Annotated in this window: 16 protein-coding genes and 1 pseudogene; 6 read left to right on the top strand and 11 right to left on the bottom strand. The window is 62.0% G+C overall.

Annotated elements, in window-relative coordinates; all coding sequences use genetic code 11:
* Positions 1-108: 108 nt before the first annotated feature.
* Complete coding sequence (locus tag ACFPPA_RS06175) at positions 109-1,008, top strand: LysR family transcriptional regulator (protein ID WP_377318300.1); 900 nt, start codon at positions 109-111, stop codon at positions 1,006-1,008.
* A gap of 282 nt (positions 1,009-1,290) precedes the next feature.
* Here ACFPPA_RS06175 and ACFPPA_RS06170 read toward each other — a convergent pair whose 3' ends face one another.
* Together ACFPPA_RS06170 and ACFPPA_RS06165 are read right to left on the bottom strand one after the other, a co-directional pair.
* Positions 1,291-2,229, bottom strand: a complete 939-nt coding sequence (locus ACFPPA_RS06170; protein WP_377318298.1) for a sugar phosphate isomerase/epimerase family protein — start codon at positions 2,227-2,229, stop codon at positions 1,291-1,293.
* A gap of 86 nt (positions 2,230-2,315) precedes the next feature.
* Positions 2,316-3,218, bottom strand: coding sequence for an SDR family oxidoreductase (locus ACFPPA_RS06165; protein ID WP_377318296.1), 903 nt, complete (start codon positions 3,216-3,218; stop codon positions 2,316-2,318).
* Between the two features lie 98 nt (positions 3,219-3,316).
* Here ACFPPA_RS06165 and ACFPPA_RS06160 point away from each other — a divergent pair, with 98 nt between their 5' ends.
* Entirely contained in the window at positions 3,317-4,144 is an 828-nt protein-coding gene (locus tag ACFPPA_RS06160) for a helix-turn-helix transcriptional regulator (RefSeq protein ID WP_377318294.1), read from the top strand.
* A gap of 177 nt (positions 4,145-4,321) precedes the next feature.
* Here the strand turns inward: ACFPPA_RS06160 and ACFPPA_RS06155 are convergent, their stop codons facing one another.
* Positions 4,322-4,711, bottom strand: a complete 390-nt coding sequence (locus ACFPPA_RS06155) for a DUF6404 family protein (RefSeq protein ID WP_377318292.1) — start codon at positions 4,709-4,711, stop codon at positions 4,322-4,324.
* 240 nt (positions 4,712-4,951) lie between these two features.
* Between ACFPPA_RS06155 and ACFPPA_RS06150 the strand changes: the two genes are divergently transcribed.
* Complete coding sequence (locus tag ACFPPA_RS06150) at positions 4,952-5,287, top strand: hypothetical protein (protein ID WP_377318290.1); 336 nt, start codon at positions 4,952-4,954, stop codon at positions 5,285-5,287.
* Positions 5,288-5,506: 219 nt separating this feature from the next.
* Here ACFPPA_RS06150 and ACFPPA_RS06145 read toward each other — a convergent pair whose 3' ends face one another.
* Complete coding sequence (locus ACFPPA_RS06145; RefSeq protein WP_377318288.1) at positions 5,507-5,863, bottom strand: DUF2141 domain-containing protein; 357 nt, start codon at positions 5,861-5,863, stop codon at positions 5,507-5,509.
* A gap of 375 nt (positions 5,864-6,238) precedes the next feature.
* The gene (locus ACFPPA_RS06140) at positions 6,239-6,874 is read right to left on the bottom strand and encodes a hypothetical protein (protein WP_377318286.1); all 636 of its coding nucleotides are present in this window, start codon (positions 6,872-6,874) and stop codon (positions 6,239-6,241) included.
* A 602-nt stretch (positions 6,875-7,476) separates the two neighbouring features.
* Between ACFPPA_RS06140 and ACFPPA_RS06135 the strand changes: the two are divergent.
* A pseudogene (locus tag ACFPPA_RS06135) lies at positions 7,477-7,731 on the top strand (transposase); the annotation flags it as partial.
* Between the two features lie 238 nt (positions 7,732-7,969).
* Here ACFPPA_RS06135 and ACFPPA_RS06130 read toward each other — a convergent pair.
* Together ACFPPA_RS06130 and ACFPPA_RS06125 are read right to left on the bottom strand one after the other, a co-directional pair.
* Positions 7,970-8,455: a hypothetical protein gene (locus ACFPPA_RS06130; protein WP_377319472.1), complete on the bottom strand. Its 486-nt coding sequence runs from the start codon at positions 8,453-8,455 to the stop codon at positions 7,970-7,972.
* Positions 8,452-9,597, bottom strand: coding sequence for a M35 family metallo-endopeptidase (locus ACFPPA_RS06125; RefSeq protein ID WP_377318284.1), 1,146 nt, complete (start codon positions 9,595-9,597; stop codon positions 8,452-8,454). Before ACFPPA_RS06125 ends, ACFPPA_RS06130 begins: the two co-directional genes overlap by 4 nt.
* 167 nt (positions 9,598-9,764) lie before the next feature.
* Between ACFPPA_RS06125 and ACFPPA_RS06120 the strand changes: the two genes are divergently transcribed.
* The gene (locus ACFPPA_RS06120; protein ID WP_377318282.1) at positions 9,765-10,148 is read left to right on the top strand and encodes a hypothetical protein; all 384 of its coding nucleotides are present in this window, start codon (positions 9,765-9,767) and stop codon (positions 10,146-10,148) included.
* A gap of 123 nt (positions 10,149-10,271) precedes the next feature.
* Here ACFPPA_RS06120 and ACFPPA_RS06115 read toward each other — a convergent pair whose 3' ends face one another.
* From ACFPPA_RS06115 to ACFPPA_RS06100, 4 genes are all read right to left on the bottom strand, one after another.
* Entirely contained in the window at positions 10,272-10,469 is a 198-nt protein-coding gene (locus ACFPPA_RS06115) for a hypothetical protein (RefSeq protein WP_377318280.1), read from the bottom strand.
* Complete coding sequence (locus tag ACFPPA_RS06110) at positions 10,432-10,971, bottom strand: hypothetical protein (RefSeq protein ID WP_377318278.1); 540 nt, start codon at positions 10,969-10,971, stop codon at positions 10,432-10,434. Before ACFPPA_RS06110 ends, ACFPPA_RS06115 begins: the two co-directional genes overlap by 38 nt.
* An 89-nt stretch (positions 10,972-11,060) precedes the next feature.
* Positions 11,061-11,351, bottom strand: coding sequence for a HigA family addiction module antitoxin (locus ACFPPA_RS06105; protein ID WP_377318276.1), 291 nt, complete (start codon positions 11,349-11,351; stop codon positions 11,061-11,063).
* A gap of 16 nt (positions 11,352-11,367) precedes the next feature.
* Positions 11,368-11,649: a type II toxin-antitoxin system RelE/ParE family toxin gene (locus ACFPPA_RS06100; RefSeq protein WP_377318274.1), complete on the bottom strand. Its 282-nt coding sequence runs from the start codon at positions 11,647-11,649 to the stop codon at positions 11,368-11,370.
* Positions 11,650-11,977: 328 nt separating this feature from the next.
* Here ACFPPA_RS06100 and ACFPPA_RS06095 point away from each other — a divergent pair, with 328 nt between their 5' ends.
* Complete coding sequence (locus tag ACFPPA_RS06095) at positions 11,978-12,667, top strand: hypothetical protein (protein WP_377318272.1); 690 nt, start codon at positions 11,978-11,980, stop codon at positions 12,665-12,667.
* Positions 12,668-12,704 lie beyond the last annotated feature (37 nt).

The raw sequence follows: 12,704 nt of genomic DNA, 5'->3' as shown, positions 1-12,704 counted from the left end.
TCATGCATCCTCAGGTTCTCTGTCGAAGGTAAAAACCAACATGGGTCGCTTGACTCATCAAGACAATTGACGAAAGATTGCTTGATAAGATCCATTTTTTGGATACAAATGCTCGACAACGTCACCATCAACCAGCTGCGTGCCTTCGTTGCGGTATGCGATCAGGGAAGCTTTTCGGGTGCGGCACGGAAACTCAGCCGCGCGCAGTCGGCCATCAGCCACGCGATCAAGGCGCTGGAAAGCGCATTCGATGTCGAGTTGTTCGATCGCAACACCCGCAAGGCGCAGCTCACCGCGGCGGGGCGCAGCCTCTTGCCGGACGCGCGGGCGGTGATCTCACGCACGGAAGAAATGAAGACCCGCGCCGGCTCGATCGCCAGAGCCGGGGCGCCCCAGCTTTCCGTGGCGATCGATGTCTACTTCCCGCGCGCCCACCTGATCGACTGTTTGCGGACGCTGCAGGCAGAGCTCCCCACCGCGGCGATCAACCTGCGAATCACGACCATGCAGGGCGGGGAGAGACTGGTGCTCGAAAAGGTGTGTGCGCTGGCCGTCACGATCCAGAATGTGCCGGAGGTGAGCCCGGATGCCATGGAACGCCACTGGCTGTGCGAGGCGGAGATGGTGACGCTATGTGCGCCGTCCCATCCGCTCGCTTCGACACCGAAACCCATACCGGTGGACGAGTTTGGTCGACATGTTCAGATCGTCGTCACGGACAACCAGCCCGAAGCGGAAAAGACCCAGCAGGGAGTTGCCGGCAAGCGCCTGTGGCTGGTCAACGACCTCGGCGCCAAGCGCGATCTTCTCAAGGCCGGTCTCGGCTGGGGGCACATGCCGCGACACCTCGTCGGCGAGGATCTGGCGAGCGGAGAGCTCGTCGAACTTGAACGCCGCGCCTGGCACCTCGGTCCGCTCACGTTCGTGATCTCGCAACGACGGGGTTATGACCTCTCCCCATGCGAGTCGCGGCTGGTCGAGCTTCTTGGCAATAACCAAAGGGGGTAAGAGCCCACGCCGTCAGATTCCCTGTGGCGTCTCGGGCGGTGCGCGGGGCGGACGCTGGCGCAACGGACAGGCATCGCCTCGCACTGGAATCTCGGCGCAGCGGGCACGCGTAGCTGTTGGACATACGCCCGAATGTCGGCCAGACGATCCGCGCTCAGTGCATGGTTGAACATTGCTTGGGAGGCCATGCAATGTTCCGCCGCATCAGCGGGCAAACCTGAGTTCGCTTCCTGGAGTGGAGCAAGGAAAACGGGCGGCCGAGAACCCCTCCCCCTTTTTTCCCTACGCCCCCATCCATTCGGCGAGGTAGCTCCGGCTTTCCGCCAGGTCGCGATAGATCTCACTGACCGGGGGCTCCTGCTCCACATAACCGGCGTCGATGCGCGCGGTGGCCGCGGCCTCCAGCACCGCCTTCCAGTCGATCACGCCACTGCCGACCGCACAGGTCGTGTCGTCGTTGTGCGTCGTGCCCATGGTCGGCTGCCGGGTCAGGTCCTTCAGGTGCAGTAGACGGATGCGGTCGCCGTGCTGGCGGATGATGGCGGCCGGATCGCGGCCTCCGGCGGCCGCCCAGGCGCAATCGAGTTCGAAGGTCACCAGCGACGGGTCGGTGCGATCGATCAGCAGCTCCCAACCCACCACACCGTCATATGTGGCGAAATCGAACGGATGATTGTGATAGCCGATGTGCACGCCCGCCGCTTTCGCCTGTGCTGCCACCTTGTTCAATTGATCGGCGTTGCGCTTCCAGGCGTCGAGCGTCATCGCCTGACGCATCGCGGGAATCCAGGCGACACCGGCCGGTAACGGCCCGTCCGGCTGCGGCGAGGAGCAGACGAGATAGTCGGCGCCCAAATCGCGAACCTGGGCAACGGCACCGGCCATGTCCTTCGTCAGGTCGGCCATGGACACGTGCGCGGAGCGGCACACCAGGCCCGCTTCGTTCACGATCCTGCGGAAAGCATCGGGACTCAGGCCATGAAGGGACGCCGTCTCCACCTGCCGGTAGCCGATGCACCGGACGGCTGCGAGTGCAGCCCGTACGTCCTTTTTCATCTCCGCGTCGACCGACCACAACTGCACGCCGACGGGAAAACGCGCCACGCCGCCGCTCGCCGGCATTTCGGCAAAGGCCGACCTGGCGAGGCCAGGCCCAGCCAGGAGTGCCGCCAACCCGAACCCCAATCCAGCACCGACAAAATCACGCCGCGACTTGTCCATCGTCCGCCCTCGTGGTGGCTTTCTTTCGAGACAACGGAATCCATAGTGTCACCACCGGGATCGATCGGAACGGATTCCTGGCGACCTCATCGGCTCCCGGCAGAGCCGTAATCCATGTTCTGCAGGTCCTCGATCAGACCCGGCCCGGTGGGCTTCCAGCCAAGCCGCTCGCGCGTCCAGGCACTCGATGCCGGAAAGTCCATCGCCACGAAAGCGCTCAGCCAGCCGAAATGCTCTGCCGCCTCGTCGACCGGGAGCGAGCGGACCGGCACGCCGAGCCCTGCGGCGATCACCTCGGCGATCTTCCGCACCGACACGCCTTCCTCGGCCACCGCATGCCAGCGAGCCCCTGCTCCGTGATGGTCGAGTGCCAATCGGTAAAGTCGCGCAACATCACTCACGTGTGCCGCCGGCCAACGGTTGGCCCCGTCACCGATATATGCCGACACGCCTCGCTGCCGCGCGATCTCGATCGCCGGGGAGATCAGCCCCTGTTTCGCCGTGTCGTGGACTTGCGGCAGACGCACCGCGGCGACGGACACGCCCCGCTTTGCCAGCTCTTCGCCGGTCAGTTCGGAGAGACGACGCGGATTGGGATGGTCGCGGTCCAGGACATCCTCGGTCGCCGGGACGCCGCGCCCGGCGCTGCCCATGCCGGTGCCGGAGGTGATGATCAGCGGCCGGTTCGACCCTGCCAGCACGTCGCCGATCGCCTGGATCACGCGGCGGTCCTTCTCGCAATTCTCGACAAAGCGCGAGAAATCGTGATCGAACGCGGTATGGATGACCGCGTCTGCTTCGGCCGCCCCGCGCGCCACGCTGTCGGGGTCGTCGAGCGTGCCGCGGTGTACCTCGGCGCCGGCCTGCTCAAGCCAGCGTGCACCGGCATCGGAACGTGTCAGGCCGATCACCCGGTGCCCGGCTTCGATCAGCTCCGGCACGACGCGAGCGCCGATAAAACCTGTCGCACCGGTGAGAAATACGCGCATGAGGGAGCTCCTGTCTGGTCGGAAATCCCCATCCTGACGATTATTCTGTCCTGTTAAAGTAGTGGCTTTATCCCGGTATAGAAACCAACAGGCTCAGCATGACCGCCCGTAGCGACAACAAACTCGGCACCTACCTGCGTGACCGCCGCAGCCGACTGGATCCGGCGGCGCTCGGCTTTCCCGTCAGCCGTCGTCGCACGCCGGGCTTGCGGCGGGAGGAAGTCGCCCAGCGCGCCCACATCAGCCCCACCTGGTACACCTGGCTGGAACAGGGACGCGGCGGTGCACCCTCGGCCGAGGTACTCGACCGGATCGCCACCGGGCTGATGCTGACCGAGCCTGAGCGCGAACACCTTTTCATGCTGGGACTCGGACGCCCACCCGAGGTCCGCTACAGGGCGGTCGACGACGTCAGTCCACGCCTGCAGCGTCTTCTCGACGCCTTCGACGTGAGTCCGGCGATCGTCAAGAACGCCACCTGGGACGTGGTCGCCTGGAACCGCGCCGCGGCGATGCTGCTGACCGACTACGCCACGCTGCCGCGAGAACAACGCAACATTCTCCGACTGATGTTTTCGCATCCAGCCGTGCGAAGCCATCAGGACGATTGGAACAGCGTCGCCCGTTTCGTGGTCGGCGCCTTCCGCGCAGACGCAGCACGGGCCGGCGCCACCGCAGCCATCACCGAGCTGGTGGACGAACTCTCGCGCACCAGTCCCGAGTTCGCCGCGCTCTGGCGCGACAACGACGTGGTGGCGCACGGCGAAGGTACCAAACGCATCCACCATGCCGACCTTGGCCTGCTCGAACTGGAGTTTTCCGCCTTCTCCGTCGATGGCCGACCGGAGCTGGGCATGGTCGTCTACAACCCGGCGAACGATGACGTGGCAGAGCGAATTCGTGCGTATCTTGCGAGGTCACGCTGAAAGAAAAATCGGCGGCCGTGCCGCTGTGTTGCGGGGAAACAAACAGCTAAATCGGGTGAGAGCCCGTTCCGTCAGGGCCATGCCCGACAGAATCAGTCACCAACCTCCCCGAAAGGATAGGCGCATCCCGCGTCTCACCCTCAGCCCGACAAATCGTCCCTGATACCTTTTCTGTTGTCAGGGCAGCGGACGCTGCCTGTGGCCAATGAAGGTCGACCACGAGCCCAGCCCGCAGCGACGAGCCAGATTGCGGTAATAAACTGCCGTCCCCAGCCCCAGAAACAAGGCACATCCCACCATCATCGCCTCGATCCATGACCAAGGCGGAATATAGAACTTGTGGCCCGCGCTGAGCAGGAAGAACATCACCCCCAAAACGAGCGGAAAGAGCGCGCCCATCGGGATAAAAACCAAGGCCAGCACGACCGGATTGATAAACGGCGGCGGGGGAACTTCGAGCCCCTGACTCCACAGGAATTTCCACAGGGGCGGCACCGAAGCATTCGGATCGACACCCTTGGCGGCCATGTACTCCCGGTACAACTCCACGCGCTCTTGCTGGTTCATGCGCACCCTCGCCAAGACGGCAGTCCCGCCTTCCAGCGCGGCAGTTTAGCGCAATGATTCGCAGCCAGGAAAACGCGCCGTTACATCAAACCCGCCTACCTGATCCATCCCGATGCCCTGGCTTGCCGACGGTCGCGGGTGAAGGTGGATCGAGCTGGCGAAATAGCAAATTGCGCTATCTTGTGCGACGCGCCGGATGGTCATCGCAAGTGCGAACCACGCATGCAAGGAGAAAACGTGATGATCCTGATCGTCATGGCCGCTGGAATCATCGCTTACACCACTTGGTGGTTCCATCGAACCCGCACCATGGTCGACCGTTGGGCCGAGCACAACGGACTGAAGGTGCTCGATTACAGCATCATGCCCTTTCCGCCCTACCCGCCCATCATGGTCACGTTGACCACCAGCAGAAACCAGTTGATCGTGCGCATGCGCGTCTATGACGACAGCATCCATCGCATCCGCAGTGGCTGGCTGCGACTGGGCAGCTTCTGGTGGGGGCTGACGAATATCGATGCCGTCGAAGTGTTCTGGGCAGGCCGCGATGGGCTGTCGGACGAACATGGTTTCTGACTGCACAAAGGGGACGGAGGGAATCAAGACGGCAACTCCTCCGCGCGTATGCAAGCCAGGAACGTGCGCTCGGCGATGAGCGCTTCCAGCGCATGGCGGCCCCCTGGGACGCCCGCCGCAAGCCGCCGGCGAGGGCGACCAAGGCTTACCGGTGCAAGAGACAAGACTTAATTAGCCACGTCCCCTTTATTGCTCTTTTTTGTTTCCGTCAGCGCCCGCTCAGTAACGTAAACTAATGCTCAGATTCAGGTTCTTCCCATCGTACGTGAAGCTGGCGTCCTGGAACGAAGGGGCGCTAAACACGGCTTTTGCATCGTTCGAGAAACCGTAGCCTTCTTTTGGAATGCCGATCCAATTGGTATCGAGTTTGCCGTTCAGGTTTTCATCGTGAACGACAGCGATGGCATAGGTTCCTGACGGGGTCTCTTCAAAGTCGCAACGTGCCTGTGCCTTTCGAATCTTCATAACTACAATGTTCGTTGCCGACCGCAGATAATCAATGGGAAATCCAGCCGGCGATTCGAACAGCGCGCAAGCCACGGATCCTGTGCTGTTTCTTATGTTCAGGACTTCCACATGAATTCCGGGGCATGCCGATTGAGCAAAGATCGGATGGGGACAACTCGCAAACATCAAAACTGCAAGGTATGCCGCGCATTTGACGCTGATGGAACTCCCGGGCCGCGGGCCGCGGACCGCGAGGGGAACCACTGATTTCCAAACGGCTATCCTGGTCATGGTCTTTCTGGCGCTTGAGTCAAGCGGCGGAGTCATCCGTCTTGAGTGATCCAGTCGGCTCCTCTCTATCGCTATCGCCAACCGACTTTGATGAGCCAGACGGAAGCGTAGGCTCCGGACACGGGATCACGGGAGGAGTCGGTCGTGCATGCTACGCCCAAACTGGTCGCCGCCGCCAGCGAGCCAGACGGGGTCACAGACGGGGTCACCTTGTCAGGAAAGTGAACTCTGACCCGGGTTTTGTCGATGAGCCCTCCGCCAGCGCCGCGCCGCGTCGCCCCCCAGCAGTGTGAAGACAAGGATGCCGAATGCAGCGAACGTGTCGGGCTCAGGAACCGGCATCGGCGGCACCGCGCTTTCGTCAACGGCCCAGTAACCAGTGGCCGAGCATGGTGCGGAAGGATCAGAACACCCCCACTCCGAGTCATCCGAGAGGAAGTTGGCGATCGTCCACAGTCCCTGACTTCCCGATGTGCTCATGGAAAAGGTGGTATCGATGGTCCCGACACTCATGTCGCCGGTCATGAGGTCTCCAAATGCAAGGTTGGCATAGATATACCAGACCTCATCTCCCGCCTCGATCTGGGGACGCAATCCAGTAAGGCCGGCGCCCTCCAGGAATATCTCATCAAATGGTGAGCTTGGGTCTGCTGGTCCACCGGAGTAGTGATAAAAATCATAGGTCTTCGCCGCCGCCTCGTTGTTGATGTCGATCTGGCCATAGGCTATTAGAGGTGACTCGTGGACCCTCGTCGTCGGAAACCAGTAATAGGTCACTGCACCGGCATCGAGGCTCACCAGCGGCAATGCAACCGCGGCGAGCAACGCCGCACCGTATGTCATTTTCATGGCAACCTCCTCAGGCTTTCCCGACTACCCTCGAACCCCAGCCGACGGTCGAGTAATTTGATACGCACCCAGCGCAATCTGCGCTCCCGAGGTGCATGGGGGATCCAGCACAAGACCATGCAGGTGATGACCATCGAGAAAGCGCCGCGCTGGCTCGATGGGATCGTGTGGGTGGATGACGCCTACCTGGACGGTTGAACGCAACGGCGGCAAGGCCGGGTGTCGCGCATCGGGCAAGCCGCTCGTGGTCGCATCGACACTGGCAACGCGCATGCCATGCCCGTGACCGATCGCCGAGTCAGCCTGGACGCCTCCTGTGGTGTCTATCGCAAAGTTCATGCCGTGCAAATAAACTTATATAAATCAATAAGTTAATTATACATCTGATAGAATGCATCGCAAAAAATGTAAGCTTTTCCGACCTTCCGGAGGGCAAGGATCGAACCCGCCAGGGCAAAAACAAAACGCAAAAAGGTCACCATTTCGCCGTCCCCGGCACGCAAAGGGGACAGAGGGAATTAAGACGCGCAGTCAGCAGCGGCTGACCGCCGCCCGATCCTGTCCCTGACTGCGCAACGGCCAACCGGCGTCACGCTGGTGCCATGCCGCGCCCACCACGTCTCGCGTTTCCCGGATTCCCGCTCCATGTCACGCAGCGGGGTGTGAATCGCTGCGCGATCTTCGTTGACAATCTCGACCGTCGCCACTTCTACGATCTTCTACGTGTTGCGATGGTCGAGCATGATATCGCCGTCCACGCCTATGCCCTCATGGGCAATCACGTTCATCTGCTTCTGACGCCGCCGGCGCAGGAAGCGTTGTCCCGCGCCATGCGAAACTTCGGGCAATCCTACGTGCACCGAACGGAACACCGAACGGGGTCAGGTTTACTTACCAAGGGGACAACGCTTTCAAATGCAAATACTTGTCGGCGTCAGGCCCTCGCACCGCCCGCCTCAACGAATCAAACGGTTGTAAGTGAACCTGACCCCGTTTTTCGCTCGCAGACCGCGAAGCGCGGAAACTCAGCTAGACGGGTCTTAATTCCCTCCGTCCCCTTTTGGCGACATGGAGGGTCGCCGTCCCCTTTTGCGATTACCCCGGCTTGTGGATGCGCGGCTGGCCCGAGATCGGATCGATGTCCGATTGGGGCTTGGGAGCCGGTGCCGGACGGCCGGAGACGCGCCGCGTCGCGGGATCGACTTCGAAGCGCTCTCCACGCTCGTTCTCGATCAGCAGCTTGCCGCCTTCGGCACGCAGCGAGCGGAACCATACGTCCTGCACATCGCCCTCCAGCTCGGGGCGGCGTGGATTTTCGTAAACCTTGAGGCGCCACACTTCGCGATTGGACGCATCGTAAGCCGCGAGAATGCCGCCGACCTGTCCATCCGTTTCAAGGTCGCCGGGAACCTGGGCATAGCGGATGCCCGCGATGAAGACTGGAGGGACACGCGGGGGGGGCGCACGGCTGGCGCTGGGTTCAGGGGTATGAGTCATGGTGTTTTCCTTGCCACTGGCGCCGCAGCCCGCGGCCACGGCCAAAACGAAAAATGCAGCCGCAATGACGACTGCACGCCTCATTGCCTGACGAGCTTGCGCTCGACCTTCTGTGTCGCAGTCCAACCCGTGTCGTCGTAGAGCTTGCTGCCCAGTGCCGCGATGCGGTCACGCTCGCCCAGCGCACCAGCGGCGTCGGCGCAGAAGAATGCCCAGCTGTCGGCATTGGCCAGGCACTGCGCCATCGTGAGCGTGCGCACGGGAGCAAAGCCGGGTTGCAGCGCCACTCGCGCATTGTTGACGCGGCGGAACACATCCGATTCACGCGGCAACAGCCCCTGCCAGCTGTAGCTGTGGTCCGCAGTCTGACAGTAGTTGTGGGTGAGTTCGTGCACGATGATTCGCGCCCAGTTGGTGGCGCCCGTCAGGGTGTTGCCGTTGCCCCAGAACCCGGGCTCGACCCAGATGGCGTGGATGTCGTGATTGGTGAACGTGTAGGCTTCACTCTGCTCCCAACTGCTGCCCGAGCCGCGCTGGGCGGGATCGTCCAGAACAATCAGGTCGCCGATCTTCAGGCCGATGGCGATCTTCAGCAGGCCGCGGCGCAGCGAGGCGGTCAGGGTGGCGACGGCGCCATCGACATCGGCATGCCCCGCGGGGATGAACCAACGCCGCAACAGCGCCTTGTGTTCTGGCCGCGTCGGATCCCCAGCCACGATCATCGCGCGTTCGACCCAGCGCAACGCCGTCGTCACGGCGCCTTCGATGCGAAGCTTCTGCTCTTCACTGTATATCTCCGTGGTGGCGTTCAATACCTGGTCCACCAGCGCGTCCGATTCGTCGGCAAATTCGATCGGATGAGAGGTCAGCGCCGACGGGGTGGACAGCACCCAGAGCTTTTGCGCGCCCGCGACTTCGGAGTAGTAGAGATGGGCAAGCGTCTTCAGCAGCAATGCACGCGAGCGCGCATTGTTCGAGGGCTTGCCGAGGAGCCCGCCACTAGCCTTGGCAGCCGCGCGGAAGACCTTGGCCAGCGATTTTGCGCCGACAAGCCGGCGCCGTATGGCGTCGGGAATCGTTGCCTGCAGATAATTGAAACCATCGTCGCGAACCAGCCGCGGCAGTGCTTCGGCAACGGGCTTCCAATCGCTGGCATATTTGTCGGGTGACTGCACTGCCGCGACGAGTTTCTTGTGAATCGTCAGATACGGTGACGGGTCAGCCATGGAAAGATCCCCCCCCTGAAAGATCGATGAGTTGTAGAAACCCGGTGCATGCGCCAAGCGACTCTAGACGTCTTGGCAGAGCGCAGCAAGAGCCGCGATGCCGACCTGACCCAGTCAGAACCCATCGGTGGGCGCCGTGTCGCGGATCCGGTCGCCGACCGGAATAATTGTCCCTGACACCTTTTTTTGCGGTCTATCGGTATATCGAGCTCAATCCCGTGCGAGCTTCGATGGCGAGCCTTCCCGAGCACTATCGGTGGTCAAGCGTGCACGCGAACCTTGGGTTGATTGACGACCCGCTGGTTACCCCTCACCTGTCCTTCCTCGCCCAGGACATTGATCCCCAGGTACGTACGCACGCCTATCTCACCTGGCTGCGCGAAGGCGTCGGCAACGACGAACTGGAAAACATCCGCGCGCACCTGCAACAGGAGCGCGCGCTCGGCGACACCAAGTTCCAGGCCATGGTGGAAAAGGCGATCGGACGCCCGGTCAAGCTCAGGAGCCGCGGCAGACCGCGAAGCCCGCATAGTCAATGGGACCGGGCTTAATTCCCTCCGCCCCTTTTGGGTAATACATCGACTCGTCCTGGATCTTGCCACGCTGGTACATGGTATCCATCGCGCCGAGCACCCCGCCGCGCCCGCTGATAACAGATGACGGTGGATGTGGCATCAAAGTCGATACGTCCCACGGTGCTCAACCTCCACCATCGGCCACACCGGGCACAATGCCTCCACCGCCTCCATCAACTCGATCCAGTCCGAGAGATCACCCTTGCCTACCTGCACGACATCCAGCACGTCGCCGCCGATCAGCGGCTCGCGGACACCTTCATGCTTTGTCGTTGGCGATTTCGGCGAGTAATTCATCCAGCATCTCCTTGCGATCGAACAGTGCGAAGTACTCCTGCACTTCGACCATACTGAGCCGGCCACGCTGCGCGCGCAACAACGCGCGAATGTCGTCCAGATCGCGCGCACGGGAAGGATTGTTGACCAGTGCCTGCAGCTTGAACCCGATCAGGCCCTCGGCACTGATCACGCGCAAAGGGCCCATGGCGGTGTCGCGCTCGGTGGCCTGAGCGAGCAAACGCCGCGCAGTGGGGCGATGCGCGTAAAGCAGATCCAGTCCTTCATCGTCGCGGAGATAGTTGGCGGCATCCTCGCTGCGATGGACGCAGTGATAACCGAGCGCCAGCAGGATCTCGTGCAGCCGATCCGCGTCATCTGCGTCGGCGAGAAAGTCCACGTCGCGCGTCGCGCGCACCACCTGATGCGCAGCCAATGCCAGCCCGCCGATCAGCGCGGGCGTGGTCTTGCAGCCGACGAACGCGGCCACGGCCTGCTTGATTTGTTCGACCAGTCGGGACATGGGTTACAGGCCACAGCCGAACTTGCGGCGCCGGAGCAACGTGTCCCTTGCGCCAACCGGGTGGACATGCGCGCTGATCGCATGACTCCTCATGCCGCAATCCGTTCAATGCGGTCGACGGCACTGCCGAGTGCACGGTGCGCCTCTTCCAGATCGTAGTCGGCCTGCAACCCCAACCAGAACCGCTCGCTGGTCCCCAGCGCCACTGCCAGGCGCACGGCGGTATCCGCCGTCACGCCGCGCTTGCCCAGCACGATTTCGTTGATGCGGCGCGGCGGCACGCCAGCGGCGCGCGCCAGCGCGTTCTGGCTGATGCCCAGGGGCGTCAGGAACTCCTCGAGCAGCACTTCGCCGGGATGGATGTTGGGCAGGCTCTTCATGATCGACTCGCTGGTGTCAGTGGTAATCGACGATTTCCACGTCGTGGGCGTCACCGTCAATCCATTGGAAGCAGATGCGCCATTGATCGTTGATCCGGATGCTGTGCTGGCCTTTGCGTCGACCCTTCAGGGCTTCGAGCCGGTTGGCTGGAGGAATGCGCAGATCATCCAGCACGGAGGCGTTCCCCAGCATGCGCAACTTGCGCCGTGCCACGGATTGGATATCGGCAGGCAGGCGCCTGGAAGGCGTTCCGCCCCAGATCTTTTCCGCTTCCTTGTCGGCAAAGTTCCTGATCACGGACAAACCATAACGCCAACCGTCATATGACGCAAGTCGTCATGGGCAGCGTCATGTTGTCGACCAACAGGCGGCATGCAGGCGCTGCACATGGCTTGGTCGAGAACCACCCCACGGGCATTCAACTTCCTCCGTCCCGGTTTCCAGTCCAGGTTTCCAATCCAAGACCCAACGCCTTGCCGCCGCCAAGCCCGCGCATCGCCCGCCTCACGGCAATTCAAACGATCGTAAGTGAACCTGACCCCGTTTTTTTCCTGCGTTTGGTGACGTGCAGCATCGACCCGGCGTATGGTTGGCGAACGGCACCGACTCAGGGGGAGACATGGGCATGTACAAGGAAGATGACGTCGAAGCCATGGCGACGACTCATCAAGACATGGAATCACCGACGCTCACGTTTGCGGCGCTGGATGCAAGGATCGAGGCGCTACCCGAATACCCACCGGACCAATCGATCCTTCCGAAGAAGGCAAAATGGGGAGTCACCCTAGGGGCAGCCGGCGCATTGCTCGCCCTGCTCAGCGTAAAATTGCTTCCCAACCATGCGATCTACACGGCCGTGCTCGTCGCTGCCGGCCTACTCATGGAAGCCATCGGAGTTGTCCTCGCCATCGTCAGCCAGATCCCAAAGCGCTGGCCGACGCTTACCCGCGAACGCCGTGACTTCGCCGAACAGCTTGATTTCGACCTGCCAGGCCATCTGGCACTGCTCGAATGGCTGCGCACCTTCCCGCTGGACCAACGCAAGACGTTGTGCGAATTCGTCAGCCATCGCCACGAGCGGATGAAAGAAAAGCTCCCGATGCTCACCGGCAGCATCGAAAAGCTTGGCGCCCTGCCCATCGTCATCGCGCTCTACCTGCAGTTCAAGGACATGCATTGGCCGCCACACCCCAGCTGGTTGGGGATCTTCCTGATCCTTGCATTGGTCCTGGGCTATTGGCTGAGCGTGATGCAGATCAGCGTCAGACTGCGACTCCAGCTCTACGAGACGCTGCTCGGGAAAGCGCTCACGTAGACAGGGCTTTTGCGTGCCTATTGACCCGGGCGGCGAA

It is taken from the genome of Rhodanobacter ginsengisoli (assembly GCF_042657065.1).
Lineage (GTDB): Bacteria > Pseudomonadota > Gammaproteobacteria > Xanthomonadales > Rhodanobacteraceae > Rhodanobacter > Rhodanobacter ginsengisoli.
Note: the sequence above shows the minus strand (reverse complement) of the source record. Positions and strands in the feature narration are given on the sequence as shown.

What these genes read in the sequence shown, in the direction of transcription:
- ACFPPA_RS06115 (WP_377318280.1), bottom strand. Translation starts at nt 10,469, where the DNA reads ATGAATTACTCGCCGAAATCGCCAACGACAAAGCATGAAGGTGTCCGC.
- ACFPPA_RS06175 (WP_377318300.1), top strand. Translation starts at nt 109, where the DNA reads ATGCTCGACAACGTCACCATCAACCAGCTGCGTGCCTTCGTTGCGGTA.
- ACFPPA_RS06130 (WP_377319472.1), bottom strand. Translation starts at nt 8,455, where the DNA reads ATGAGGCGTGCAGTCGTCATTGCGGCTGCATTTTTCGTTTTGGCCGTG.
- ACFPPA_RS06110 (WP_377318278.1), bottom strand. Translation starts at nt 10,971, where the DNA reads ATGTCCCGACTGGTCGAACAAATCAAGCAGGCCGTGGCCGCGTTCGTC.
- ACFPPA_RS06165 (WP_377318296.1), bottom strand. Translation starts at nt 3,218, where the DNA reads ATGCGCGTATTTCTCACCGGTGCGACAGGTTTTATCGGCGCTCGCGTC.
- ACFPPA_RS06125 (WP_377318284.1), bottom strand. Translation starts at nt 9,597, where the DNA reads ATGGCTGACCCGTCACCGTATCTGACGATTCACAAGAAACTCGTCGCG.
- ACFPPA_RS06095 (WP_377318272.1), top strand. Translation starts at nt 11,978, where the DNA reads ATGTACAAGGAAGATGACGTCGAAGCCATGGCGACGACTCATCAAGAC.
- ACFPPA_RS06150 (WP_377318290.1), top strand. Translation starts at nt 4,952, where the DNA reads ATGATCCTGATCGTCATGGCCGCTGGAATCATCGCTTACACCACTTGG.
- ACFPPA_RS06170 (WP_377318298.1), bottom strand. Translation starts at nt 2,229, where the DNA reads ATGGACAAGTCGCGGCGTGATTTTGTCGGTGCTGGATTGGGGTTCGGG.
- ACFPPA_RS06140 (WP_377318286.1), bottom strand. Translation starts at nt 6,874, where the DNA reads ATGAAAATGACATACGGTGCGGCGTTGCTCGCCGCGGTTGCATTGCCG.
- ACFPPA_RS06155 (WP_377318292.1), bottom strand. Translation starts at nt 4,711, where the DNA reads ATGAACCAGCAAGAGCGCGTGGAGTTGTACCGGGAGTACATGGCCGCC.
- ACFPPA_RS06105 (WP_377318276.1), bottom strand. Translation starts at nt 11,351, where the DNA reads ATGAAGAGCCTGCCCAACATCCATCCCGGCGAAGTGCTGCTCGAGGAG.
- ACFPPA_RS06160 (WP_377318294.1), top strand. Translation starts at nt 3,317, where the DNA reads ATGACCGCCCGTAGCGACAACAAACTCGGCACCTACCTGCGTGACCGC.